The organism is Chloroflexota bacterium, assembly GCA_020850535.1.
In the GTDB taxonomy this organism is placed as follows: domain Bacteria; phylum Chloroflexota; class UBA6077; order UBA6077; family JACCZL01; genus JADZEM01.
In genome coordinates, this window is the sequence record JADZEM010000118.1 from 27,283 (window position 1) to 49,942 (window position 22,660).

A 22,660-nucleotide genomic window follows, 5' to 3' on the forward strand; every position below is an offset into this window, starting at 1 on the left:
CCCATGTTTCCGGTCGACTTGCAGCGCGATCAGGACCGCTCGGCAAGCAATGTCTCGATGCGCTCCTGAAAGAAGAGCATCTTGGCGGCCACGAGGCCGCTCGCGATGTAGGCGTTTCCGACGATGCCGAGCGCCAGCCCCCACGGGGCAACCGATGCCAGCGCGTTCCAGAGAAGCGCCATGGCGATCAGCGAAGCCGTGACGACGATGGCAAGCAGGAGCGTCGCCCAGACGCCAGAGTGCACGACGGCGATGCTGTCCTTGATCGCCTGGAGCGGACCGACCCGGCGAATCAAGATGGCATCAGATGCGAAGTAGAGGTAGAGCTGAGCTACCAGCGCCAATGCGCCGACGACCGCCAGTACCAGGGCATCAAGGCCCACGCCCGCCAGCCGCGTGATGGCAGCCAGGAATCCGAATGGGATCGTCAGGAGCAACGCTCCGGTGACCACCAGCACCGCCAGTGCGATGAGGCGCAGCCACGCAACGATGGAGAAGATCGGCGTGTTGAGCGGCTCAACCTGACCATCGCGGGCCTGCTGCGCGATGATGACCTGATAGATGCTGCCGAGCAGCGCGCCGAACAGCAGCGCGCCCAGCGCGATCAGGAACGCCGAACTGATGGCGTCCACCATGACAAACGTCCCACGCGCCACCTGAAGCGCCGGAACAATGGTTGGCAGCGTCACGCCGCCCGGCGAGAGCAGGCCGAGCAGGTTGGCGTCCTCAGCGAACGCGATGACGGACGCGGGCGACTCAGCCCCCAGCGAGCGGCTGACCGACGGCGTGGTGACGAGCTGGCTCACCACCGGTGCAATCGACACGCGCGGCCCGAGGAGGAAAAACAGGTCGAGCAGGACTGGGAGGAGCACCACCCACGGCTGCCCGTTCACCACTCCGAATCCGGCCGTCAGACTATCGACGACACCGGTGGCGCGGGGGAGCGGTCCGCGTGTCGAAGTGGATTCTCTCACGCACCGATTTTACCAGATTTGGGTCGTCCTCAGGTAATCGTCCCCTTCTGGAGCAGGCGTTGTGAGAGGTCTGTACCAGCCGCGCTACCGCGTGTGAATGCCGGGTCCTGCCTGAGGTTCTCGCGTGCTCAGTCCGGCGCAGTTTGGGCGGAGGTCGCGGCGTTCATCCGGGTCGTGCTCCGCAGTCGTACAATGTTTCCATACCGCTCCCGACGAGGTCAGGTCGTGGCAATCCACCTTCCCCATCATCGGTTCACGGTGGACGAATATCACCGCATGGCCGAGGTCGGCATTCTCCGTGAGGATGACCGGGTCGAGTTGATCGACGGGGAGATCATTGCCGTTCCGCCAATAGGCTCGGGACACGCAGGAACTCTTGAGGATCTGGCGGATCGCATGCGGGCCACGTTGCCGGCTGGTTTTCGCGTGCGTATGCAGAATCCTATTGTGCTCTACGATGAGGCGGAGTCCCAGCCCGATCTCGCCATCGCCCCCGTTCGCGACGACAACTACCGGCGCGGGCACCCAAGGGATGCGGACGTCATGCTCGTCGTTGAGGTGGCAGACACGTCGCTCGCCTACGACCGCCACACGAAGGCGCCGATGTACGCACGGGCGGGCATCCCCGAGCTGTGGATCGTCAACCTGGTAGGCCGGGTGGTCGAGATCTACCGCGAGCCGCTGGACGGCGCGTATCGGAGCGTCGAGGTGGCTCGCCGAGGAGACACACTGCGACCGCTCGCGTTCCCAGAGATCAACTTCGCGGTGGCCGACCTGCTGGTCTGACGCTGCCTTCGTGCTAGAGCGCGAGATCGACCGTTCGCGCTGCGTTGGCGTCGCGCCCGATCTGCGCGCGAAGGGCGTCGATCCCGTCGAAGCGGCGGGTGTCCCGCAAGCGGTCCACGAAATCGACGTCGAGTTGCTTGCCGTAGAGATCCAGCGTCGCGTCGAGCAGGTGGACCTCCAGCAGCCGTTCGCCTTCCTTGAAGGTCGGGCGCGAGCCGAGGTTCACGACGGCCCGATACTCGACCCCGTCGAAGGGAACGACCGCCGCGTAGACGCCGTCGGCTGGCAGGGCACGGCGTGGGTCCGGCTTGATATTGGCGGTCGGAAAGCCGATCGTTCGTCCACGCTGCATGCCGCCCTCGACGATGCCGCCGATCCGGTAGCGACGCCCGAGCAGCCGGTTGGCGTGGCGAACGTTGCCCTGGGCCAGCAGGCTGCGGATAAACGTGCTGGAGATGACCTCGCGGTCCATCCTGCGGGGCGGCACCACGTGCAGGGCGAACTCCTGGACCCGGCCGAGGTCGGCCAGCGCGGCGATGGTCCCGGAACGGCCCCGTCCGAGTGCGAAGTCGCTGCCGACCCACAGCTCGGCCAGCGGATGCTCTTCCGAGATCAGCCCCAGGAACTCTTCGGGTGACAGCATCGAGAGGGCCAGGGTGAACTCGATCACCTGGACGTGGTCGAGGCCAAGCTGGTGGAGCACCCGCTCCTTCTCGGCACGATCCGCCAGGTAGGAGAGCTTGCGCTCCGGATAGAGCACCAGATCGGGGTGCGGATCGAAGGTGACGCACAGGCTGTCGAGACCGAGCGATCTGGCCCGGTCAACGACCTGACCGAGCAGGTCATGGTGACCCCGGTGGATCCCGTCGAACGCCCCGATGGTCGCAACCACCGGTCGCCGCGCCGGTCCCTGTACCGCTGCTGCTCCGTCCACCGCCTCTTTCACCCCTGCTCCCCGGTCGCTGCGCCATCTGACGGCGTGCTGGCCAGTGCCAGCCGTGGCTGCCAGGCGCGCCGCCGAGCGTCGAAGTCGGCCAGCGCCAGCAGCCGGCCCTCAGAATCGTACACGCGGGTGAGGCCGGCCGTCGCCTGGGCGGGGTCTACGTCCGGGGCGGCGGGCCAGGACCGGCCGTGCCCGATGTCGATCAGCCGCGACGGGTCCACCACGATAGCCGGCAGCGCCGCCAGCGCGTCGTCGGCAGGCTGCAACACGGAGGCGACGTCGTCGCGTTCGACGGCCGCCGCGATCTCGTCCAGCGAGACGGCGGTTTCAAGGCGAAAGTCTCCGACCCAGAGCCGTACCAGCTGTGTCAGGTGCGCTCCGCACCCGAGCGAGGCACCCAGGTCGCGGGCCAGCGCGCGGATGTAGGTGCCTTTCGAGCAGGCAACGCGCACCGTCAGACGCGGCGTCTGCCAGCCGAGAAGCTCCAGCCGGTGAACGGTCACCTCGCGAGCGGCCAGCTCCGGGGCGTCGCCGCGCCGTGCGAGGTCGTAGGCGCGCTGCCCGGCCACCTTGATCGCGGAGAAGGCCGGCGGCGTCTGGGAGATGCGCCCGCGAAACGGCGCCAGGGCCGCGTCGAGCTGTTCGGCCGTCAGGTCGGGGAGGGGCCGACGCTCCAGCACGTCGCCCTCGGCGTCGTCGGTGCTCGTGCGCGCGCCCAGCTCGATCTCGGCGTGGTAGCCCTTCTCGGTGTCGGCGATCAGCTCGACCAGCCGGGTGTACCGCCCAACACAGAGCGGCAGGACGCCCTCGGCCATCGGGTCGAGCGTGCCGGCGTGCCCGACGCGCCGCGTGCCGAGTGTTCGCCGCACGACGGCCACGACGTCGTGCGAGGTGAAGCCCTTCGGCTTGCGGACGTTCAGCAGGCCGTGAACGTCGGCGTCGTTTTTGCGGCGGCGGCTCATCGGACGAGCACCTCCGCCCCGCCGGGTGGTCGGCTCACGCGTCGCCGGTCGACGTGGGGACCGTTGCAGCCTCAGACTCGGCGGGCGGCGTCTCGGGCGGCGGGGCGTGCTCGCGCAGCAGCGCCAGAACGCGCGCGCCTCGTGCAATCGACGGATCGTGCACGAACTCCAGCTCCGGCGTGTGGCGCAGGTTGATCGCCTGGGCGATCTCTCGCCGGTAGAAGCGAGCGGCCTTCCGCAGGCGCTTCATGATCTCGTCGGCCTCCGGCCCCTCGTCGAGGGTGCTGACGAAGACCTTTGCCTTCTGGAGGTCCTGGGTGACCTGGACCTCGGTGACGCTGATCATGGTGGAGAGGGCCGGATCGTCGGTCTCATAGCGGAGCAGCCGGCTGATCTCGTCCCGCAGTAGTTGATTGATGCGTTGCTGCCGACGCTTATCGGCCATGATGACCCCCAGAGCATGCTCGGTGGGCGAGACGCCAGAACGGCGATCGGTCCCCTCACCCCCAAGCCCCCTCTCCCGGGCGCGGGAGAGGGGGAGCCGAATCGGGGATGCGGACTAGATCGCGATGATCTCCTGCTGCCCGTACGACTCGATGATGTCGCCCTCGCGGAACTCGCTGTAGCCGTCGAGCAGGATGCCGCACTCGACGCCAGCACCGACCTCCTTGACCTCGTCCTTGATCCGCCGCAACGAGGCGATCTTGCCCTCCCAGAGGGCACGGTCGCCGCGCTTGACGCGAGCGGAGTCGGCGGCGAGCACCTGCCCGTCGGTGACGAGGCAGCCGGCAGCCGCGCCGCCCTTGCGGACCGGGAAGATCATGCGGATCTCGGCATGGCCGTGCACGACTTCCTGGAAGCGCGGCCCGAGCATGCCCACCAACGCCTTCCGGACATCTTCGACCACGTTGTAGATGACCGTGTAGTAGCGCAGATCGACGTGCTGCGTCTCGGCGGCGCTGCGGGCGCCCGGTTCGGCCCGCACGTTGAAGGCGACGATGATCGCTTTGGATGCCGACGCCAGCATCACGTCGGACTCCGTCACGTTACCCGTGCCAGAGCCGATGACCTTGACGCGCAGACCCTCCTCCTGAAGTCGCTGCAGCGACGTCACCAGCGGCTCGATGGAGCCCTGGACGTCCGCCTTGACCACCAGGTTGAGGTCGCCGACCTCGCCGTCCTTCATGCGAGTGTAGATGTCTTCCAGCGAGACATCGCTGGCCCCGCGCTGCGCGTCCCGCTCGGCGTTGCGCTGGAAGATGGCGGCCTGCTGGCGCGCCGTCTTCTCGTCCGGCACCACCGTCAGGCGGTCGCCGGCCTTCGGCACGCCCGACAGGCCGAGGATCTCGACCGGCGTGGACGGGCCAGCCGCCTTGAGCCGCTTGCCCTTGTCGTCCAGCAGCGCCCGCAGCTTGCCGGTGATCCCGCCGATCACCACGACATCGCCGGCGTTGAGCGTGCCCCGCTGCACCAGGACCGTGGCGACCGGGCCGCGAGACTTGTCGAGCTTCGCCTCGACCACGAGGCCGCCGGCCACCCGGTTCGGGTTCGCCTTCAACTCGGCCACGTCCGCGACGATGGCGATGGTGGCCAGCAGGTTGTCGATGCCGTCGCCGGTGCGCGCCGACACGGGCACGAGCGGCACATCGCCGCCGTACTCCTCGATCAACACGTCCTTGTCGGCAAGCTGCTGCTTGATCCGGTCCGGGTTGATGTTCGGCCGGTCCATCTTGTTCAGCGCCACGACAATCGGCACCCTGGCCGCGCGGGCGTGGTCGATGGCCTCAGCCGTCTGCGGCATCACGCCATCGTCAGCGGCCACGACCAGCACGGCGATGTCCGTGGCCTGGGCGCCGCGTGCGCGCATCGCGGTGAACGCTTCGTGGCCCGGGGTGTCGAGGAAGGTGATCTTCCGCTCTTCGCCGTCCACGTCCACGTCGACCTGATACGCGCCGATGTGCTGGGTGATGCCGCCCGCCTCGCCGTGCGCCACGCGCGTCTGGCGGATGCGGTCCAGCAGGCTCGTCTTGCCGTGGTCGACGTGGCCCATCACGGTGACCACCGCCGGTCGCGCCACGAGCTGGGCCTGCTCTTCCGCCGACAGCTCTTCCTCGGCGGCGTCCTCGTCGTCATCGCCGTCGCCAGACGACAGCTCGCTGGCCTCGAACCCGAGATCGCTCGCCACGGACGCCGCCGTATCGAAGTCGATCACCTGATTCATGGTCGCGAAGATGCCGTTCTTGATGAGTCCGGAGATGACGGCGGCCGGCGGCAGCGAGAGCAAGCCGGCCAGCTCCTCGACCGTCATTATGGGCGGCAACTCGATGGCGCGTGCCGCTACGGCAACGCCATTTCCGTTCTGCTCGAAGCCGCCCGGGGTGAACGGTCCCCGTCGATTGCTGTTGCGGCCACCACCACGATTCCCGCCTGGCCGCGGGCGGCCTCGGCCGCCGCCACGGCGAAAAGGTCTGGGCATTCAGGCTCCCCTTTCCTGGCGATCGTCGGCGGCCACGAGGGTGGCTTCGGACGCGCCAAAAGCTGTCAGGGCCGCTCGGTCGGCCTCCGACAGCTCGGTCTTCAATGCTCTATCAAGCGCGTGCCGCTTCAACGCCGTGTGCCAGCAGGAAGCCCGCAGGCAGAGGTACGCGCCCCGACCGGACCGCTTGCCGGTGGGATCGATGCTGACAGCGCCGTCTGGCGCCCGCACGATCCGCACCATTTCTCGTTTGGGGCGTTCAGAGCGGCAGGCGACGCACGTCCGTTGCGGAATGTGACGTTGCGGCATCCGGCCTCCTCGCTACCCCTCGCTTCGCACCTCACCGGGCGTCTGCGCGCCGGCCTCGGCGAGCGCAGGCTCGCCCGCGGCTTCGCTTGCTTCGCGGGCACGCTCGGCGGCTGCCCGCATCGCGGCCTCACTCTTGATGTCGATCCGCCAGCCGGTGAGCTTGGCGGCGAGGCGCGCGTTCTGTCCTTCCTTGCCGATGGCCAGGGACAACTGGCGCTCGGGCACGACGACCGTGGCCGTCTTGGTGTCTTCGTCCACGCTGACCCGCACCACCTGGGCCGGGCTGAGCGCGTTCGCGACGTAGCGGGAGGGGTCTTCAGCCCACTCGACCACGTCGATCTTCTCGCCGTTCAGCTCGTTGACGACGTTCTGAATCCGCACGCCGCGCATACCCACGCACGAGCCGACCGGGTCGATGCCCTGCTGCCGCGCCTGGACCGCTACTTTCGAGCGCGCCCCGGCCTCACGGGCGATCGCCTTGATCTCCACGCGGCCATCGAAGATCTCCGGCACCTCCTGCTCGAAGAGACGCCGCAGCATCAGGCGGTGTGCCCGCGACACCACGATCTGCGGGCCGCGATGGGTGTCGTGAACCTCGGCCACGTACACGCGGATGCGCTGGCCCGGGTAGTACCGCTCGGTGGGCACCTGCTCGGCGCGCGGCATGATCGCCTCGGCTCGCCCCAGCTCGACAATCGCCGTGCCGGCCTCGATCCGCTGGATCACGCCGTGCACGATCTCGTCCTTCCGCTCGGCGAACTCGTTGAAGACCATCTGACGCTCGGCGTCCCGCAGCTTCTGCAGGACCACCTGCTTCGCCGTCTGCGCGGCGATCCGCCCGAAAGCCGGCGGCGTCACGTCGTAGCGGATGTACCCGCCGACGGTCGGCTCGCCCTCGGCGATCTTGTCGGCAGGGATCGCCTGGGCGTCGGCCAGCTTGATCTGATCCCAGACAGCGACGCCGTCGGGCTGCTCTTCGATCAAGTCCTCGACCACCAGGGCGCGGCGCATGATGGCGATAGACCGCTCTTGCGGCTCGTCGGGCCTCAGCTCGGCCTCGAGGTCGTTGGCGGGAGCGTCAAAGTTGCGCTTGTAGGCGGACACCAGGGCGGCCTTGAGCGCGTCAAGGACCATCTCCTTCGGAACGCCCTTTTCGCTGCTGAGCTGCGTGATCGCGGCAAGAAATTCGGACTTCATACGCTATTCACGCCTCCCAGACAGGTGTTGTGATGTTGCAACGCTCCGGTGCGCTCGCGGCTCACATCGATGTCCGCTCGGGCCTGACAACAAAAGAAGTGGGGAATGCCCACTTCAAACGGCCCTGTTAGACTGGTCGCTTGCGCGCTGTGAGCGAAGTATAGCACCCGTTCAGAGAGCCTCACAACAGAAGTGATGACAGCTGCCTGGTCAGATCAGCCGCTGTTCGCGATCTCTGAAGGTGGCCGTCGTCTGGGTCTCCGGCACCATTCTTGCAGCAAGATCGCTCCATCTTACGCGGGTGCGAGGGGATATCCGAGCAGCGCGAGAGTGAGGTCATCCGTGCCCGATGTCGCCCCGAACGCCATCCCCTGGCCCCACGTGCCAATCCTCTTTCGGCTCGGGTTGGCGCTCGGGATCGGGCTGTTCGTGGGGCTTGAGCGGGAGCGACGCGGCAAGGAGGCCGGCGTCCGCACGTTCGCGTTCGCGGCGCTGCTCGGATGCATGGGCGGCCTGCTGGGCGATGCGTACGCCCTGTTGGGCATGGGACTGCTGGGGGTGCTGGTGGCGCTCCTCTGCTGGCAGACCATCCGCGCGAACGGCGCCATCGAGCTGACGACCTCGGCGGCGCTGCTGGTGACCGGCTTCGCCGGGGTGGCGGCCGGCCAGGGGCACACCTTCACGCCGGTGGCCGTCGGCGTCCTGACGGCGGCGCTGCTCACCTGGAAGGAGCACCTGGCTGGCTTCAGCGTCGGGCTGCGCGAGGTCGAGCTGCGGTCAGCCGTTCTGCTCGCCATCCTGACGTTCGTGGTCTATCCGGTGCTGCCCACCGAGCCGGTCGATCCGTGGGGCATGGTCGAGCCGCGTGCGGCCTGGGTGACGGTGATCCTGATCGCGGCGCTCGGCTTCGGGAACTACATCCTGCTCAAACTCTACGGCGCGCGCGGCGTGGCGGTGGCCGGGTTCCTGGGCGGGCTGGTCAACAGCACGGTGACCGTCACCGAGCTGGCAGGGCGCGTCCGCGACACCGGTGGTCGGCTGACCGGCATGGCCTACCGAGGCGTCCTGCTCTCGACGACGGCTATGGTGGTCCGAAACGTGGCCTTGCTCGCGATGCTGGCGCCGGCCGCCCTGGCCTCCGCCGTCCTGCCGCTGGGGCTGATGCTGGTGGCGGCGCTGCTGCTGGCGTGGCTGGCGCCGATAGACGGGCACGACAAGACCGGTGCACCGGCGATCGAGCTTGAGTCGCCGTTCTCGCTGCGGGCGGCGTTGAAGTTCGGGCTGATCTTCCTGACGCTGGAAGTCGTCGGGACGCTGGCGCAGGTGATGCTCGGGCAGGCGGGCTTCTACGCCGTCAGCCTCGTCGGCGGCGTTGTCTCGAGCGCCTCGGCGGTCGCGTCCGCCGCGTCGCTCGCCGAGCATGCGCGCATCACGCCCGCCACCGCGAGCACCGGAGCCGTGCTGGCATCCATCGCCAGCGCCATGATCAATCTGCCGCTGGTGGCACGGGTCGGCGGGCACCCTGCGCTCACCCGACGACTCCTGGGGGCCATGTCGGCCATCGCCGTCGTCGGCCTGCTGGGCATCAGCACGGTCTGGCTCACCGACGTATCCCCGATGCTGGAGCACGCCATGTTAGTCGTGACGAGCCGGTAGCCATCACATTTGTGCTCGCTGATTGTTGACAGTTTGACGTGACGAGAGTACTCTGCCGACATTCATGGCCGACAACCGCTGACTGACCTGGTGACGTGCGTCGGCTGGGAGGCGACATGGGAGACCGGCGACCCGCGCGCACGACGCGTCGACGATTCCTTGGTCTGATTGGTGGAGTGGCCACGCTCGGCCTCGCTGTCGCCTGCGGGCAGCCTGCTGCCCCCGCCGCGCCGGCGAAGCCCGCCGAGCCAGCGAAGCCTGCCGAGACGTCGAAGCCGGCCGAAGCCGCCAAGCCGGCTGCGCCTGCTCAGGCCGCCCCCGCCGCCACCTCCGCACCGGCCGCCGCCGCGCCGGCTCCGGCCGGTAAGCCAGCGGGAAAGCCGACTGGCAACAAGCCTGACGAGCTGATTCTGACCTGGGGCACCTTCCAGCTGCAGGAGAAGCGCCTCGACCCACAGACCCACGTCGGCACCATTGCCGAGAGCCAGCTCAGGCACATGTACGAGCCGCTGGTCATGATCGACCGCGACCTTCAGACCGTGAAGCCGGTCCTGGCGACCGAGTGGAAGCGCCTCGACGACCTCACCTTCCAGTTCAAGCTGCGGCAGGGCGTCAAGTTCCACAACGGCGAGGAGTTCGACGGCGAGGCCGCGAAGTTCAGCATCATGCGGCCGCTCGACCCGGCCAACAAGGCGAACGCTCGCACGACCTATGCTGGCATCTCTGACGTGCAGGTCGTCGACAAGTACACCATCAACGTCAAGACGGCCAAGCCTGACCCGGCCCTCTTGCTGCGGATGACCGGCTTCTCGATGGTGATGGTCGCGCCGAAGTGGGCCGGCCAGGGCATCCAGGTCTTCGACAAAGAGGCCAACGGGACCGGCCCGTACAAGCTCGACAAGTGGGAAGACCCGCTCAAAGACTGGACGATGGCCGCCAACGAGCAGTACTGGGGCGGCGCGCCGAAGATCAAGAAGGTGCGGATCAAGACGATCCCCGAGCTGGCGACTCGCACGGCGGCGCTGCGCTCCGGCGAGGTGCACGTGGCGAAGGATGTCTCCGTCGAGGAGATGGACGCCATCAACTCCAGCGGCCGGGCGATGGCGAAGACGACCCCCAGCAACCGCATTCCCTACTACGTGATGGAGCTGCGCAAGCCACCGCTCGACAAGAAGGAGCTGCGGCAGGCGGTCAACTACGCCGCCAACATCGACGGCATCATCAAGTCGGTGCTCTACGGCAACGCCGACCGCGTGGCGACCGTCGTCGCGCCGTGGCACGTGGGCTTCAACCCCGATCTCAAGCCGTACGCCTACGATCCCGACAAGGCGAAGGCGCTGATGAAGCAGGCCGGCGTTGAGGGCGGCTTCGACCTGAACATCAACTACATCCAGGGCCGCTACCTCAAGGACAAGGAGGTCGCGGAGGCCATCGCGCAAGAGCTGAACAAGGTCGGCATTCGGGCCAAGCCGGTCCTGCGCGACGCCGCCACCGACACGGCGGATCGCCTGGCGATGAAGCAGGATGGGCTGATCTTCGCGTCGTGGGGCAACTGGATCTTTGACGCCGACAATATCCTCTATGCCCGCTGGCACAGCTCGCTGCGCGACACCATCAACGGGGGCAAGGGTGACAGCGGCCTCCCATACGGCAACGCCGACTTCGACAAGGCGGTGGAGGCGGCCCGTGTCGAACTGGACGAGAAGAAACGACTCGACCTGTACAAGCAGGCGCAGTCGATCTTGTACGAAGACGCCGGCGCACTCTTCATGTGGACGCTCACCGACATCTACGGCGTGGACAACTGGGTCAAGTGGGAGCCACGCAAGGATGAGATGATGTGGGCGCACGAGATGGACTGGAACGGCTGAATCGAGGCGTCAGGAGCCAGCGATGATCCCGTACCTGATCCGCCGGTTGTGGCAGAGCGTCATCGTCGTCTTTGGCGTCGTGACGGTCGTGTTCTTCGTCCTCCAACTGACGGGTGATCCTGTCAGGATCATGCTGGGCGAGACCGCCTCGGAAGAGGACATCCAGAACGTCAAGCGCCAGATGGGCCTGGACCGCCCGATCTACGAGCAGTACGTCAGCTTCCTGGTCAAAGCGGGGCGCGGCGACTTCGGCGAGTCGATACGGCAGCGCGGTCAGCCGGCCATGGCCATTGTGCTGAGCCGCTATCCCGCCACCATCAAGCTGGCGTTCCTGGCCCTCGCCACCTCGGTGCTGCTGGCGACGATTCTCGGCGTGATCTCCGCCATTAAGCGGTACACCTGGATCGACAGCGTCGTGATGTTCCTGGCGCTGATCGGCCAGTCGGTCCCGAACTTCTGGCTCGGGATCATGCTCGTGTTGATCGTGGCCGTCCAGTTCGGCTGGTTGCCCTCGCAGGGAGCGGGGGACGGCGGCCTCCGCTACCTGATCCTGCCGATGCTGACGCTGGCCGCCCCCGGCCTGGCCCGACTGACGCGCCTGGTGCGCTCGGGCATGCTCGACATCCTGGGGCACGACTACATCCGGACGGCCCGCGCCAAGGGACTCCATGAGAGTCGGGTGGTCTTCGGGCACGCGCTCAAGAACGCTGCGATTCCGCTGGTGACGGTCATCGGCCTGGACATGGGGGCGCTGCTTGGCGGGGCGGTGGTCACCGAGCAGATCTTCGCCTGGCCGGGCGTCGGCCTCGAGGTGATCATCGCCATCAACGGGCGCGACTTCCCGGTGGTGCAGGCCGCCGTGTTCGTGGTGGCGGTGTCGTTCGTCCTGATCAACCTCGTGGTGGACCTTGCGTACACCTGGCTGGACCCGCGCGTGCGCCTGGTCTAGACAGCGCGCTTCATTCGCTTCTCGGCGTCGAGCAGCACGGCGGCGCTGCTCTCCTTAGGACACCTGGACGTGGTCACCAGGACGGAGTCAGCTGATGGCACAGCGAACCGCGACCGTGCTGTTCGAGCAGGACGGGCAGCCTGAAGAGGCCCAGAGGACGCCGACGCGTCGGGCGCGCACCGACCTGTGGCGGACGCTGCGGCGTGCCCGCCTCGGCCTAATCGGCGTGGTGGTGCTCGCGGTGATCGCCGTGGCAGCCGTCGCCGCGCCGGTCATCGCGCCGCACGATCCGATTCAGGGCGACCTGACTGCCAGCCGCGTCTGCCCGGCCTTCACGACCTGTCCGAACCTCGGCGGCTCGTTCGCCCGCACCACGGCATCCGTCGGCACGATGAAGTATCCGCTCGGCACGGACGCCAATGGACGGGATGTGTTCAGTCGGATCGTCTACGCCGCGCAGATCTCGCTGATTGTGGGGGTGACGGCGGTGGTGATCGGCGGGACGGTCGGGGTGGTGCTGGGGCTGCTCTCCGGCTACTACGGCGGCTCCATCGACAGCCTGATCATGCGGATCGCCGATATCCAGCTGGCGTTCCCGTTCATTCTGCTGGCCATCGCCATCGTGGCGGTGCTGGGCGGCGGCCTGTTCAACGTGATCCTGGTGCTCGGCATCGGGTCGTGGGTGCCGTATGCCCGCATCGTTCGGGGGCAGGTGTTCTCGGCCAAGTCCCAGGAGTACGTGCTGGCGGCCCGCGCTATCGGCGCGCAGGATCGGACGGTCCTCTTCCGGCACATCCTGCCGAACGTGGTGACGCCCGCCATCATCATCGCCACGTTCGGCGTAGCGGCGGCGATCATCGGCGAGGCGACGCTCTCGTTCCTGGGCGTCGGGATCCAGCCCCCGACGCCGACCTGGGGCAACATGCTGGCCGACGGGCGGGCCTACGTCAGCTCGGCGTGGTGGCTGGCGACGTTCCCGGGCGTGGCGATCATGCTGACCGTCTTCTCGATCAACGTCATCGGCGACTGGCTGCGCGACTACCTGGACCCACGCCTGCGGAACATCGACTGACTCGGCGGGCGACCAGTCGGAGTTATCTGATCCCGAAGTCCACCGTGCCGAACGGGTTCTGGATGTCGTTCACGGCGATCAGGATCATCAGCGCGATCAGCACGACGATCCCCACGAAGTGGACGAGGCTCTCGCGCTCGGGACTGATGCGCCGCCCACGAATCGCCTCGATGATGATGAAGAAGAGCCGGCCGCCATCGAGCGCGGGGATCGGCAGCATGTTCGCCACGGCGAGGCCGGCGCTGAACGTCCCCGTCATCACCAGGAGCGGGTAGAGGTAGCCTGACTGGCGCGTCGCCTCCACGGCCTGAGAGGTCACCTGGGCCATGCCAGGCAGTCCGATGGGCCGCAGCATCTCGGCCTGCATCGTGCCCTGAATGACCATCCAGGGCGCGGCCAGCGTGAAGCCGATCACGGTGACGGCACGCTGGAAGCCGTAGCCGATGGAGAGCAGCGGATTGTGGGCGACCGGCTGCGTCCGCGCCGCGATCTTCACGCCGATGGCGCCCTGGCCGGGCGGCGGATCGACGCGCGGCGTCATGTTCGTCTGGACCGTCTGGTCGCCGCGCTTCAATTGCAGGGCGATCTGGCCGCCGGTGCGCTCGCGGACCAGCCGCTGGAACTCCTCGATCCTGGAGACGTTCTGACCGTCAACGGTCACCACGACGTCGCCGGCCACGAGTCCTGCCGTCTGCGCCGGTGAGTCCGCCGCCACCTCGGCGATCTCGACAGCCACCGGGGTCGGCCAGCCGGTCATGAACGCCAGGGCGAACACGACGACGGCCAGCAGAAAATTCATGATCGAGCCGGCCGCCAAGACGATGCAGCGGGTCAGCTTGCTCTTGCTGGCGAAGCTGCCCTCGGAGGTCGGATCCTCTTCCCCGAGCATCTTCACGAACGCGCCGAATGGGATCCAGTTGAGCGAGTAGATGACGCCCTTGTACTCATAGCCCCAGATGCGCGGCGGCAGCCCGAACCCGAACTCCTGCACGACGATACCGGCCCGCCGCGCGGTGATGAAATGCCCGAGCTCGTGGACGAGCATCAGCAAGCTGAGAATCGGAATGATCGCTACCCACTGAAGATCCATGCGATGCGTCACCTGACCAGACGGCGAGTGAGAAGATCGGCGGACAGCCGCATCATGACGTGCCGGCTGCCCACCAGGAAGCACTATAGCACGGGGTTTCGCGGCCCTCAGACACTTTCTCCGATAACGAGTGGAGCGGCCAGATCGTGCCGGTTGCGGGGCGCGGCGGCCCGTCCGATCCTGGACCCCGGCTCACGCCGGCTGGAGCGCGACGCGGCGGCCAGCGTCGCGCGCCCAGGCGTCGGCGGCGCAGACTTCCTCCAGGCTGGGCGTGCGGATCGGCACATGCCGCTGCATCACCTCTTCGACGATGCACGGAATGCGGTCGAAGCGGAGTCCGCCGCCCAGGAACAGCTCGACCGCCACCTCGTTCGCAGCGTTCATGACGGTCGGGTAGCTGTCCCCGAGCCGCCCGGCCTCGATGGCCAGGTACAGACACCTGAAGCGATCCTGCGCCACGTCGCCGAACGACAGCGAGCCGAGCTGCACGAGATCGAGCGGCGTGTATGGGGCCGGCAAGCGGTCGGGGTAGGTCAGCGCAAACTGGATCGGCAGCCGCATGTCCGGCAACGACATCTGCGCCTTCATACTGCCGTCCACCAGCTCGATGAGCGAGTGGATGATGCTCTCACGGTGCATGACGACGTGGACGTCATCTACCTGCATGTCGAACAGCCAGCACGCTTCGAGCACCTCAAGGCCCTTGTTCATCATGGTGGCCGAGTCGACGGTGATCTTCGGCCCCATCGACCAGTTCGGGTGCTTGAGCGCCTGGGCCGGCGTGACGTTCGGCAGGTCGGCCAGGGGCAAGTCGCGGAACGCACCCCCGGAGGCGGTCAGGATCAGCCGCTGAACTCGCTTTCGGGTCTCGCCCAGCATGCACTGCCAGATGGCGCTGTGCTCGGAGTCGACGGGGATCAGCGGCGCGTTGTGCTCGCGGGCCAGCAGCGTCACGAGATGGCCGGCCATGATGAGCACTTCTTTGTTGGCCAGTGCGACCGGGCGTCCCAGTTTCAGGGCGGCAACCGTCGGCGCGAGACCGGCCGTCCCGCTGGTGGCGACGACGACGAGATCCACGTCCGGGGCTGTCGCCAGCTCGACCAGGGACTGGTCTCCCAGGCAGAGGCGCGTGCCATCCGGCGTCCAGGTGTCATCGGCGGCGGCTACGCCGGCCGTGAGCGCGGCGAGCTTCGGGCGGAAGGCGGCGACCTGCTCGCGGAAGAGCGGCGCGTCGCTGCGTGCGCCCAGCGCGACGACCTCGAACTGCTCTGGGTGCCACGCGACGACGTCGAGCGTCTGTCGGCCGATCGATCCGGTCGATCCGAGGATGACGATCCGCTTCCGTTCGCTCATGAGGTTGTCACCACATAGAAGTATGCCCCAACCACCGCCAGCAAGACGCTGTCGATGCGGTCGAGGACGCCGCCATGTCCAGGAATGAGGCCGCTGGAATCCTTCGCACCGCACTGCCGCTTGATGAACGACTCCATCAGGTCGCCGACGATGGCGCAGACGCCGATGACCAGGCCGAGGCCGGCCAGCCGGACCGGTCCGACGACGGCCGGGCCGCCGAGGCCAAACGTTGCGAGCGCCCCGCCCAGCATCGGACCGAGCGCCATGATACCCAGGACCGCGCCGACCAGACCGCCGACAGCGCCCTCGACCGACTTGCCCGGGCTGATGCGGGGCGCCAGCCGGGCCTTGCCCCAGCGCCGCCCCACGAAGAAGGCGGCGATGTCGCAGATCCAGGTGCCGATCAGCGCCGTCAGCATCCAGAACAGCCCGTCCGGCAGATTCCGGAGCTGGATGAAGTAGTGCATGGTGCCACCGACGTAGATCGCCGGCGCGAGCGTCAACGCCCAGTCCACCAGCGCCCCCGAGGAGTCCGGTCGCAGCATCATCTGGTACAAGCCGATCAGCACGCCGACCACCAGGATGGCCGGCATGATCGCGGCGTCGTGGGCCAGCGCGTCGAGCACCAGGGCCATCGTCAGGCCGATGCCCAGCGGCATCAGCGGGCGGTAGCCAGCGCCGCGCAGCATCGAGAACATCTCGAAGATGGCGACGGTTGCGCCGGCCGTCACGGCGACGACGAACCACCAGCCGCCTGCGATGGCGACGAACAGCAGGACCGGAACGCCGATGACGGCGCTTAGGACGCGTAAGCGGAGCACCGAACCGGGCCAGACATCATCGAGTACGGCCTCCGCACGCTGACAGCTGTGGGCGATCCTGACGGCCGGCCGTCAGTCGGTATCGAGGAGGCCCCCGCGCACCGAGGTCAGGCTGCCAAAGCGACGCTCTCGCCCGCCGAACTCGTGTACCGCGCGTTCGAGGTCTTCCTTGCCGAAGTCCGGCCAGTACAGTGGCGTTGACCAGTATTCGGCGTAGGCCGCCTGCCAGATCAGGAAGTTGCTCAGGCGCATCTCGCCAGCGGTGCGGATGATCAGGTCGGGATCGCGCATGCCGCTGGTGTACAGGTACGAGCTGAACGTCTTCTCGTCCAGGTCGTCGGGGTTCAGGCCCTCGCGCAGCATGCGGCGGGCGGCCTCGATGATCTCATCTCGCCCGCCGTAGTTGAACGCCACGTTGACGATCAGCCGCGAGTTGTCCCGGGTCAGGTCGACCGCGTAACGCACGCGCTCCTGGAGCGTCGCCGGCAGCCCCTCGAGCTTCCCCAGATGCCGCAACTGGACCCCGTTGCGGTGCAAGTCCTCAGTCTCGCGGTCGATAACGTCGGCAAGGATCTGAAAGAGGCCGTTGACCTCCTCCTGCGGCCGGCGCCAGTTCTCCGTCGAGAAGGCGTAGAGCGTCAGGATCTTGACACCAAGCTCCACGCACCCTTCGATGATCGTCCGGATGTTGTCGGTGCCGGCGCGGTGTCCGAGCAGCCGCTCCTGGCCGCGCGTGCGTGCCCAGCGGCCGTTGCCATCCATGATGATCGCGATATGGTGCGGGACGGTCGCGAGCTGCTCGGCCGGTCTGCCAAGGGTCTGGGGCTGAGTCGCCATCAAACTTCCTTGACCTCCTTCTCCTTGCGGTCGGCCGCCTCGTCGACCTGCTTGATCGAGCCATCGGTCAGCTTCTGCACGCGGTCGAGGGCGCGGCGCAGGTCGTCCTGCGACAGCTTGCCGTCCTTCTCCAGCTTCTTGAGGCCGTTGTCGGCGTCGCGGCGGACGTTGCGGACGGCGACCTTCGACTCCTCGGCGCGCTTCTTGACCTGCTTTGCCAGGTCGTTGCGCCGCTGCTCGTTGAGCTGCGGAAGCGCCAACCGAATGACCGTGCCATCGTTGTTCGGGTTCAGGCCCAGGTCGGACTTCTGGATCGCCTTCTCGATGGCGCTGATGAGGCTCTTGTCCCACGGCTGGATGACCAGCAGGCGCGGCTCGGGCACCGAGATGGTGGCGACGGACTGAATCGGCTGGGCGCTGCCCCAGGCGTCCACCTGCACCTTGTCGAGGAGCGAGGGCGTCGCCCGCCCGGTGCGAATCGCTGCGAGGTCCGCATGGAGCACTTCGAGCGTCTTCGCCATCCGTCGCTCGCAGTCCTCAATCACGGCACTACTGTCGCTCACGGCTCACCTCCACGTCACGAGATGACGGTGCCGACGTTCTCGTCGCCCAGAACGATGCGCTCCAGGTTTGATGCGTTCATCAAGTCGAACACGACGATTGGTAGGCGGTTTTCCATGCACAACGAGAGCGCGGTGGTGTCCATGACACGCAGGCCGCGCTCCAGCGCTTCCATGTGGCGCAGTCGGCTGAACCGCTGCGCCTCGGGGTTGGTGCGCGGGTCCGAATCGTAGACGCCGTCCACGCGGTTCTTGGCCATCAGGATGACATCCGCGCCGATCTCGGCGGCACGTAGGGCAGCCGTCGTGTCGGTGCTGAAGTATGGGTTCCCCGTTCCCGCCGCGAAAATGACGACGCGCCCCTTCTCCAGGTGGCGGATCGCACGGCGGCGGATGTACGGCTCGCAGACCTCAGACATGGTGATGGCGCTCTGCACGCGCGTGTGCTGCCCGTGCCGTTCGAGGCTCGCCTGCAACGCCAGGCCGTTGATGACCGTGGCGAGCATCCCCATGTAGTCGGCGGTGGCCCGCTCCATGCCACGCTCGCTGGCGACGCCGCCGCGCCAGATGTTGCCGCCGCCGATGACGACGGCAACCTGTACCCCGAGACGCACAATCTGCGCAACCTGCCGAGCCATGTAGTCCAGCACGTCATGGTCGATGGGCGAGGACGCGTCCCCCTGGACGGCCTCGCCGCTGAGCTTCAGAATGACGCGTCGGTACTGGAGTCCCGACCGCCTCGCTGGACCTGAGTCGCTGGCGTCCACCAGTGCGCTCACAGACTGCTCGTCACAGGCTCAGGCGCCAAGCTCGAAGCGCGAGAACCGCCGAATGACGATGTTCTCGCCGAGCTTGCCGATGGCCTCGTGGACGAGCTGTTGGATCGACTGGCCAGGGTCGCGGATGAACGGCTGCTTAAGTAGGGGCTGCTCGTCGGGCAGCAGATCGTCCGGGATGCCCTCCTCGGTGCCGACGTACTTGGGGTTCGTCGCAGCGATCTGCATCGCGATGTCGTGGGCCAGCTTCTTAAAGTCGTCGCTGCGCGCCACGAAGTCGGTCTCGCAGTTGACCTCGACGATGACGCCGATGCGGCCGCCGCCGTGGATGTACGACTCGACAAGCCCCTGTGAGGCCACCCGGCCCGCCTTCTTCTCGGCGATGGCCGCCCCGCGCTCGCGGAGCCACTGGCGCGCCTTGTCCATATTGCCGCCGGACTCTTCGAGCGCCCGCTTGCAGTCCATGACCGGCGCACCGGTCTCGTCCCGAAGCATCTTGATCTTGCTGGTATCTACCGCCACGTTCCACCTCTGTCCGCGCCCGTGCGGCGCGTGTCGCCCGTCGTCCGGCGCCGGTCAGGAACTCCCCTCGGTTGGGCTTCCCCCGCCCCGCCGCTCATTGCTCAGTAGGATGGTGGCCCGAAGTGTCGGGCCACTACAGATTGTGATGCTGGTCAGGCCGGCTACTCAGCCGCGTTGGTCGCCGCGGCCGGGGCTTCGGCCGGAGTCTCGGCCGTCGCGACAGCGGCCGGAGCCGGTGCCTCAGCCGCTGGCGTGGCCTCGGCGGCCGGCTCGGCAGCGGGGCTGACCTCAGCCGACTCGCCCGGCGCGAAATCATCCGGCGTGAAGACCAGGCCGCCCACGGCCTTCGCGTCCAGATCGTCGCCCTCGGCCGAATCGGCCTCAGCATCGCGCGCTCCGGAGGCGGCCTCGCGCTGCGCCACGCCTTCGAGCACCGCATCCGCGATCTTGCCCGTCAGCAGGCGAATCGCGCGGATCGCGTCGTCGTTGGCCGGGATCGGGTAGTCGATCTGGTCCGGGTTGCAGTTCGTGTCGACCATCGCGACGATCTCGATCTCGCTGCGGCGGGCTTCGGCGATGGCGATCTGCTCGCGGTGCGGATCGACGACGAAGATCGCGCCCGGGGTCCGGTACTGCTTCTTCATGCCGCCGAGCAGCCGCTCAAGCCGCTCCATCTCGTCGATGAGCTTGATCGCTTCCTTCTTGGGCAGCTTGTCGAGCTCGCCTTCCTCGCTCATCTGGTTGAGCTGTTCGAGGCGCTTGATGCGGTTGAGGATGGTCTGGAAGTTCGTCAGCATGCCGCCCATCCAGCGGCGATTGACGAACGGCATGTTGCAGCGCCGCGCCTCTTCCTCGATCGTCTCCTGGGCCTGCTTCTTGGTGCCGACGAACATCAGCGTGCCGCCGCCAGCCACGAACTCGCGCACCCAGGTCATGGCATCTTCGAGACGCCGGACCGTCTGCTGGAGGTCGATGATATGGATGCCGTTGCGCTCCGTGAAAATGAACGGGCGCATCTTCGGATCCCAGCGGCGGGTCTGATGTCCGAAATGCACGCCGGCTTCCAGCAGGGTCTTCATCTGAACGGGACTGGCCACGAGGTACTCTCCTGTACGTTTCGTCTTCCGCGCCCTTCAACCCGGCGGGAACCCCGAGGCGTGGTGACAGACCATCGACGGTCTGATGCAACAACTGCGGGGCACGTGCCGCTCGGTCCGAGCGCGTGCAGAATCGCTGCGTAGCAGCAGCCTGCGAGTATAGCACCGCGAAAAACGGCCCCACAATAAAGAGGACCGGGCGCCCAGGGCGATTGCATGTTGATGTCGTCGTGCCGCCGCGTCGGGGCTTGAAAGCCCCGCCTACGATCCTGCAGTCGCTGCGCGACGCCCCGGTCGCACCAGTGCCTGGCATTCCCGGCGGCCGTCGCGCAGCGACGGCGTGACTGTAGGCGGGGACTTCAGTCCCCGACCGCCCGTTCCATGATGCTTCGGGTACACCAGCGAACAGGCAATGGCCCTGACCGGGCGCCGCTGGAGCTTGCCGCACCGTCGTCAGGTGGTTGAGGGGCGGTTGTGGTTCGTGTGTGGACGAGGCCGGGGAGCGTCCCGCCTCTTGCGCGGCTTCTGTCTCCCTGGCAGTATTGCTGCAGAGAAGCGCCAGATTCGGCGGTGCGTGCGCCAGTATGTGCGCCGCCCGCCGGCGGTGCGATGATGTCCGCAAGGCAGGGTGCGGTGCATGTCGAAGCTGCTTGTTCGTCTGGCCGTCAGCGCGGGCGCGGTGTTGCTGGTCCAATGGCTGCTGGAGCAGTTCGCGCCGCCAGAGTGGCAAGTTGTGCGGGTGTCTGGCCTGGCCGTCGCGCTCCTGTTCGCGGTGGTGCTGGGTCTGTTGAACGCGATCCTCCGTCCGATCCTCCTCCTGGTCACCTGTCCGCTGAACTTCGTGACCCTTGGCCTCTTCACCTTCGTGGTGAACGCGCTCGTCTTCTGGCTGGCCGCCCGGCTCTTGTCTGACTACGGCATGAGCGTGCAAGGTTTCACCGGCGCGCTGATCGGCTCGCTGGCCGTCACCATCTGCGTCGCCGCTGCCGACAACTATCTTGAGGAGCGATGAGCCTGACTACACGGTCCCGCATCACGGTGCAACTGGCGCGATGATGCGTCTGCTGAAGCTCCTGATACCTGGCTACCGCATCAAGCGCTGGCTCGGCCTGACGTTCGTCGGGCTGGTGGTGCTGGCCCTCGGCTTCGCGTACCTCTTTGTCGAGCTGTACCGGAACGTGCCGCTCCCGTCCGAGGCAGCGTACCTGACGCTGCAGTTCTTGCCACGCTGGCTGCGCGGCCTGCTGTTTGTGCTGGCGGGCGTGGCGGTGACGGCGCTGGCCGTCGTGAAGCTGAACCGAAACCTCGCGGCGCCGCTGGCACGCCAGCAGACGGGCGTGGGCATCGTCGATACGCTGGTTGGCTATCGGCAGCGCGAGCGCGGACCGAAGATCGTCACCATCGGCGGCGGCACCGGCCTCTCGACCATGCTGCGCGGCCTCAAGAACTACTCGGCCAACATCACGGCCATCGTGACGGTGGCGGACGATGGCGGCAGCTCCGGTCGCCTGCGTCGCGACCTCGGCGTGCTGCCGCCCGGCGACTTCCGCAACTGTATCGTGGCGTTGGCCGACGCCGAGCCGTTGATGTCGCGGCTGTTCCAGTACCGCTTCGCCCAGGGGAGCGGCCTGGAAGGGCACAGCTTCGGCAACCTGTTCATCGTGGCGATGAGCGGCATCACCGGCAACTTCGAGGAGGCTATCCGTGAGGCCAGCCGGGTGCTGGCGGTCCGTGGGCAGATTATCCCGTCCACGCTGGAGAACGTCGTGCTCGGCGCGGAGCTGGCGGACGATGCCCACGTGCTTGGCGAGTCCAACATCTCGGCGGCCAACTTGCCGATCAAGCGGGTCTACCTCCAGCCGGAGCGGCCGGCCGCCTTCCCGGACGCCGTCCGCGCCATTCTGGACGCCGATATCGTGATCGTCGGGCCGGGCAGCCTCTACACCAGCATCCTGCCGAACCTGCTGGTGGACGGCATCGCCAAGGCCGTCGCCTCGACAGAAGCGCTGCGGGTGTACGTCTGTAACGTCGCGACGCAGCCGGGCGAGACGGACGAGTTCCGGGCCAGCGATCATGTCCGGGCGCTGCTCAAGCATCTTCGAGGGACGCCGATAGACGTGGTGCTGGCGAACAGCAACCACGCCGGCGCGATCAAGCCCGAGTGGAACGTGCAGCACGTCGTGGCGGACATCGACGCGATCGAGGAGATGGGCATCGACGTGGCGTTGCACGACGTGGTCGATCCGCACAACGCGCTGCGCCACAGCCCGGAGCGATTGGCGGCGGCGGTCGAGCAGGTGTACGAGCGGCGTCGGATGAACGGCAGCAGCAACGGGGCGGTGCGCTCGGCGGCAGCGGCGTCGAGCATCTGACGCTGTTGGCGCAACGGCCGACGCGGTCTGTCGTGGC

The 22,660-nt window shown here is 67.4% G+C and carries 22 protein-coding genes; 7 read left to right on the forward strand and 15 right to left on the reverse strand.

The window, feature by feature from the left end; translation table 11 throughout:
• Positions 1-29: 29 nt before the first annotated feature.
• Positions 30-893, reverse strand: a complete 864-nt coding sequence (locus IT306_16710) for a hypothetical protein (GenBank protein ID MCC7370069.1) — start codon at positions 891-893, stop codon at positions 30-32.
• A gap of 273 nt (positions 894-1,166) precedes the next feature.
• On the opposite strand from IT306_16710, the gene IT306_16715 reads away from it, so the two are divergent.
• A complete protein-coding gene (locus tag IT306_16715; protein MCC7370070.1) occupies positions 1,167-1,760 on the forward strand; it encodes a Uma2 family endonuclease in 594 nt (197 codons plus the stop codon).
• A 13-nt stretch (positions 1,761-1,773) separates the two neighbouring features.
• Here IT306_16715 and IT306_16720 read toward each other — a convergent pair whose 3' ends face one another.
• From IT306_16720 to nusA, 6 genes are all read right to left on the reverse strand, one after another.
• On the reverse strand, positions 1,774-2,706 hold the full coding sequence (locus IT306_16720; GenBank protein ID MCC7370071.1) for a bifunctional riboflavin kinase/FAD synthetase: 933 nt from the start codon (positions 2,704-2,706) through the stop codon (positions 1,774-1,776).
• Positions 2,703-3,665, reverse strand: a complete 963-nt coding sequence (truB, locus tag IT306_16725; GenBank protein MCC7370072.1) for a tRNA pseudouridine(55) synthase TruB — start codon at positions 3,663-3,665, stop codon at positions 2,703-2,705. The genes IT306_16720 and truB overlap by 4 nt, the downstream gene beginning before the upstream one ends.
• Before the next feature lie 34 nt (positions 3,666-3,699).
• Complete coding sequence (gene rbfA, locus IT306_16730; GenBank protein MCC7370073.1) at positions 3,700-4,110, reverse strand: 30S ribosome-binding factor RbfA; 411 nt, start codon at positions 4,108-4,110, stop codon at positions 3,700-3,702.
• 114 nt (positions 4,111-4,224) lie between these two features.
• The gene (infB, locus tag IT306_16735) at positions 4,225-6,141 is read right to left on the reverse strand and encodes a translation initiation factor IF-2 (GenBank protein ID MCC7370074.1); all 1,917 of its coding nucleotides are present in this window, start codon (positions 6,139-6,141) and stop codon (positions 4,225-4,227) included.
• Complete coding sequence (locus IT306_16740; protein ID MCC7370075.1) at positions 6,142-6,450, reverse strand: YlxR family protein; 309 nt, start codon at positions 6,448-6,450, stop codon at positions 6,142-6,144. It abuts the gene before it with no gap.
• A gap of 12 nt (positions 6,451-6,462) precedes the next feature.
• Entirely contained in the window at positions 6,463-7,647 is a 1,185-nt protein-coding gene (gene nusA / locus IT306_16745) for a transcription termination/antitermination protein NusA (protein MCC7370076.1), read from the reverse strand.
• A gap of 195 nt (positions 7,648-7,842) precedes the next feature.
• On the opposite strand from nusA, the gene IT306_16750 reads away from it, so the two are divergent.
• The 4 genes from IT306_16750 to IT306_16765 all read left to right on the forward strand — a co-directional run bounded on the left by IT306_16750 (position 7,843) and on the right by IT306_16765 (position 13,195).
• On the forward strand, positions 7,843-9,303 hold the full coding sequence (locus IT306_16750; GenBank protein MCC7370077.1) for an MgtC/SapB family protein: 1,461 nt from the start codon (positions 7,843-7,845) through the stop codon (positions 9,301-9,303).
• A 176-nt stretch (positions 9,304-9,479) separates the two neighbouring features.
• The gene (locus tag IT306_16755; GenBank protein MCC7370078.1) at positions 9,480-11,174 is read left to right on the forward strand and encodes a hypothetical protein; all 1,695 of its coding nucleotides are present in this window, start codon (positions 9,480-9,482) and stop codon (positions 11,172-11,174) included.
• A 22-nt stretch (positions 11,175-11,196) separates the two neighbouring features.
• Positions 11,197-12,123, forward strand: a complete 927-nt coding sequence (locus IT306_16760; GenBank protein MCC7370079.1) for an ABC transporter permease — start codon at positions 11,197-11,199, stop codon at positions 12,121-12,123.
• 94 nt (positions 12,124-12,217) lie between these two features.
• Positions 12,218-13,195 carry an ABC transporter permease gene (locus IT306_16765; GenBank protein ID MCC7370080.1) on the forward strand — a complete coding sequence of 326 codons (978 nt, stop codon included), beginning with the start codon at positions 12,218-12,220 and terminating at the stop codon, positions 13,193-13,195.
• A 22-nt stretch (positions 13,196-13,217) separates the two neighbouring features.
• Here IT306_16765 and IT306_16770 read toward each other — a convergent pair whose 3' ends face one another.
• From IT306_16770 to rpsB, 8 genes are all read right to left on the reverse strand, one after another.
• Positions 13,218-14,285 (reverse strand): site-2 protease family protein, encoded by a 1,068-nt coding sequence (locus IT306_16770; protein ID MCC7370081.1) that lies wholly within the window; start codon positions 14,283-14,285, stop codon positions 13,218-13,220.
• 192 nt (positions 14,286-14,477) lie between these two features.
• Positions 14,478-15,638: a 1-deoxy-D-xylulose-5-phosphate reductoisomerase gene (locus IT306_16775; protein ID MCC7370082.1), complete on the reverse strand. Its 1,161-nt coding sequence runs from the start codon at positions 15,636-15,638 to the stop codon at positions 14,478-14,480.
• Complete coding sequence (locus IT306_16780) at positions 15,635-16,459, reverse strand: phosphatidate cytidylyltransferase (protein MCC7370083.1); 825 nt, start codon at positions 16,457-16,459, stop codon at positions 15,635-15,637. Before IT306_16780 ends, IT306_16775 begins: the two co-directional genes overlap by 4 nt.
• Before the next feature lie 72 nt (positions 16,460-16,531).
• On the reverse strand, positions 16,532-17,296 hold the full coding sequence (locus IT306_16785; protein MCC7370084.1) for an isoprenyl transferase: 765 nt from the start codon (positions 17,294-17,296) through the stop codon (positions 16,532-16,534).
• Positions 17,296-17,817, reverse strand: a complete 522-nt coding sequence (gene frr, locus IT306_16790) for a ribosome recycling factor (protein MCC7370085.1) — start codon at positions 17,815-17,817, stop codon at positions 17,296-17,298. The genes IT306_16785 and frr overlap by 1 nt, the downstream gene beginning before the upstream one ends.
• A 56-nt stretch (positions 17,818-17,873) precedes the next feature.
• Positions 17,874-18,623, reverse strand: a complete 750-nt coding sequence (locus tag IT306_16795) for a UMP kinase (GenBank protein MCC7370086.1) — start codon at positions 18,621-18,623, stop codon at positions 17,874-17,876.
• A 30-nt stretch (positions 18,624-18,653) separates the two neighbouring features.
• Positions 18,654-19,154, reverse strand: a complete 501-nt coding sequence (gene tsf / locus IT306_16800; protein MCC7370087.1) for a translation elongation factor Ts — start codon at positions 19,152-19,154, stop codon at positions 18,654-18,656.
• A 161-nt stretch (positions 19,155-19,315) separates the two neighbouring features.
• Positions 19,316-20,233 carry a 30S ribosomal protein S2 gene (rpsB, locus tag IT306_16805; protein MCC7370088.1) on the reverse strand — a complete coding sequence of 306 codons (918 nt, stop codon included), beginning with the start codon at positions 20,231-20,233 and terminating at the stop codon, positions 19,316-19,318.
• Between the two features lie 655 nt (positions 20,234-20,888).
• Here rpsB and IT306_16810 point away from each other — a divergent pair.
• Positions 20,889-21,263, forward strand: a complete 375-nt coding sequence (locus tag IT306_16810; GenBank protein MCC7370089.1) for a phage holin family protein — start codon at positions 20,889-20,891, stop codon at positions 21,261-21,263.
• Positions 21,264-21,303: 40 nt separating this feature from the next.
• A complete protein-coding gene (locus IT306_16815; protein MCC7370090.1) occupies positions 21,304-22,623 on the forward strand; it encodes a YvcK family protein in 1,320 nt (439 codons plus the stop codon).
• Positions 22,624-22,660 lie beyond the last annotated feature (37 nt).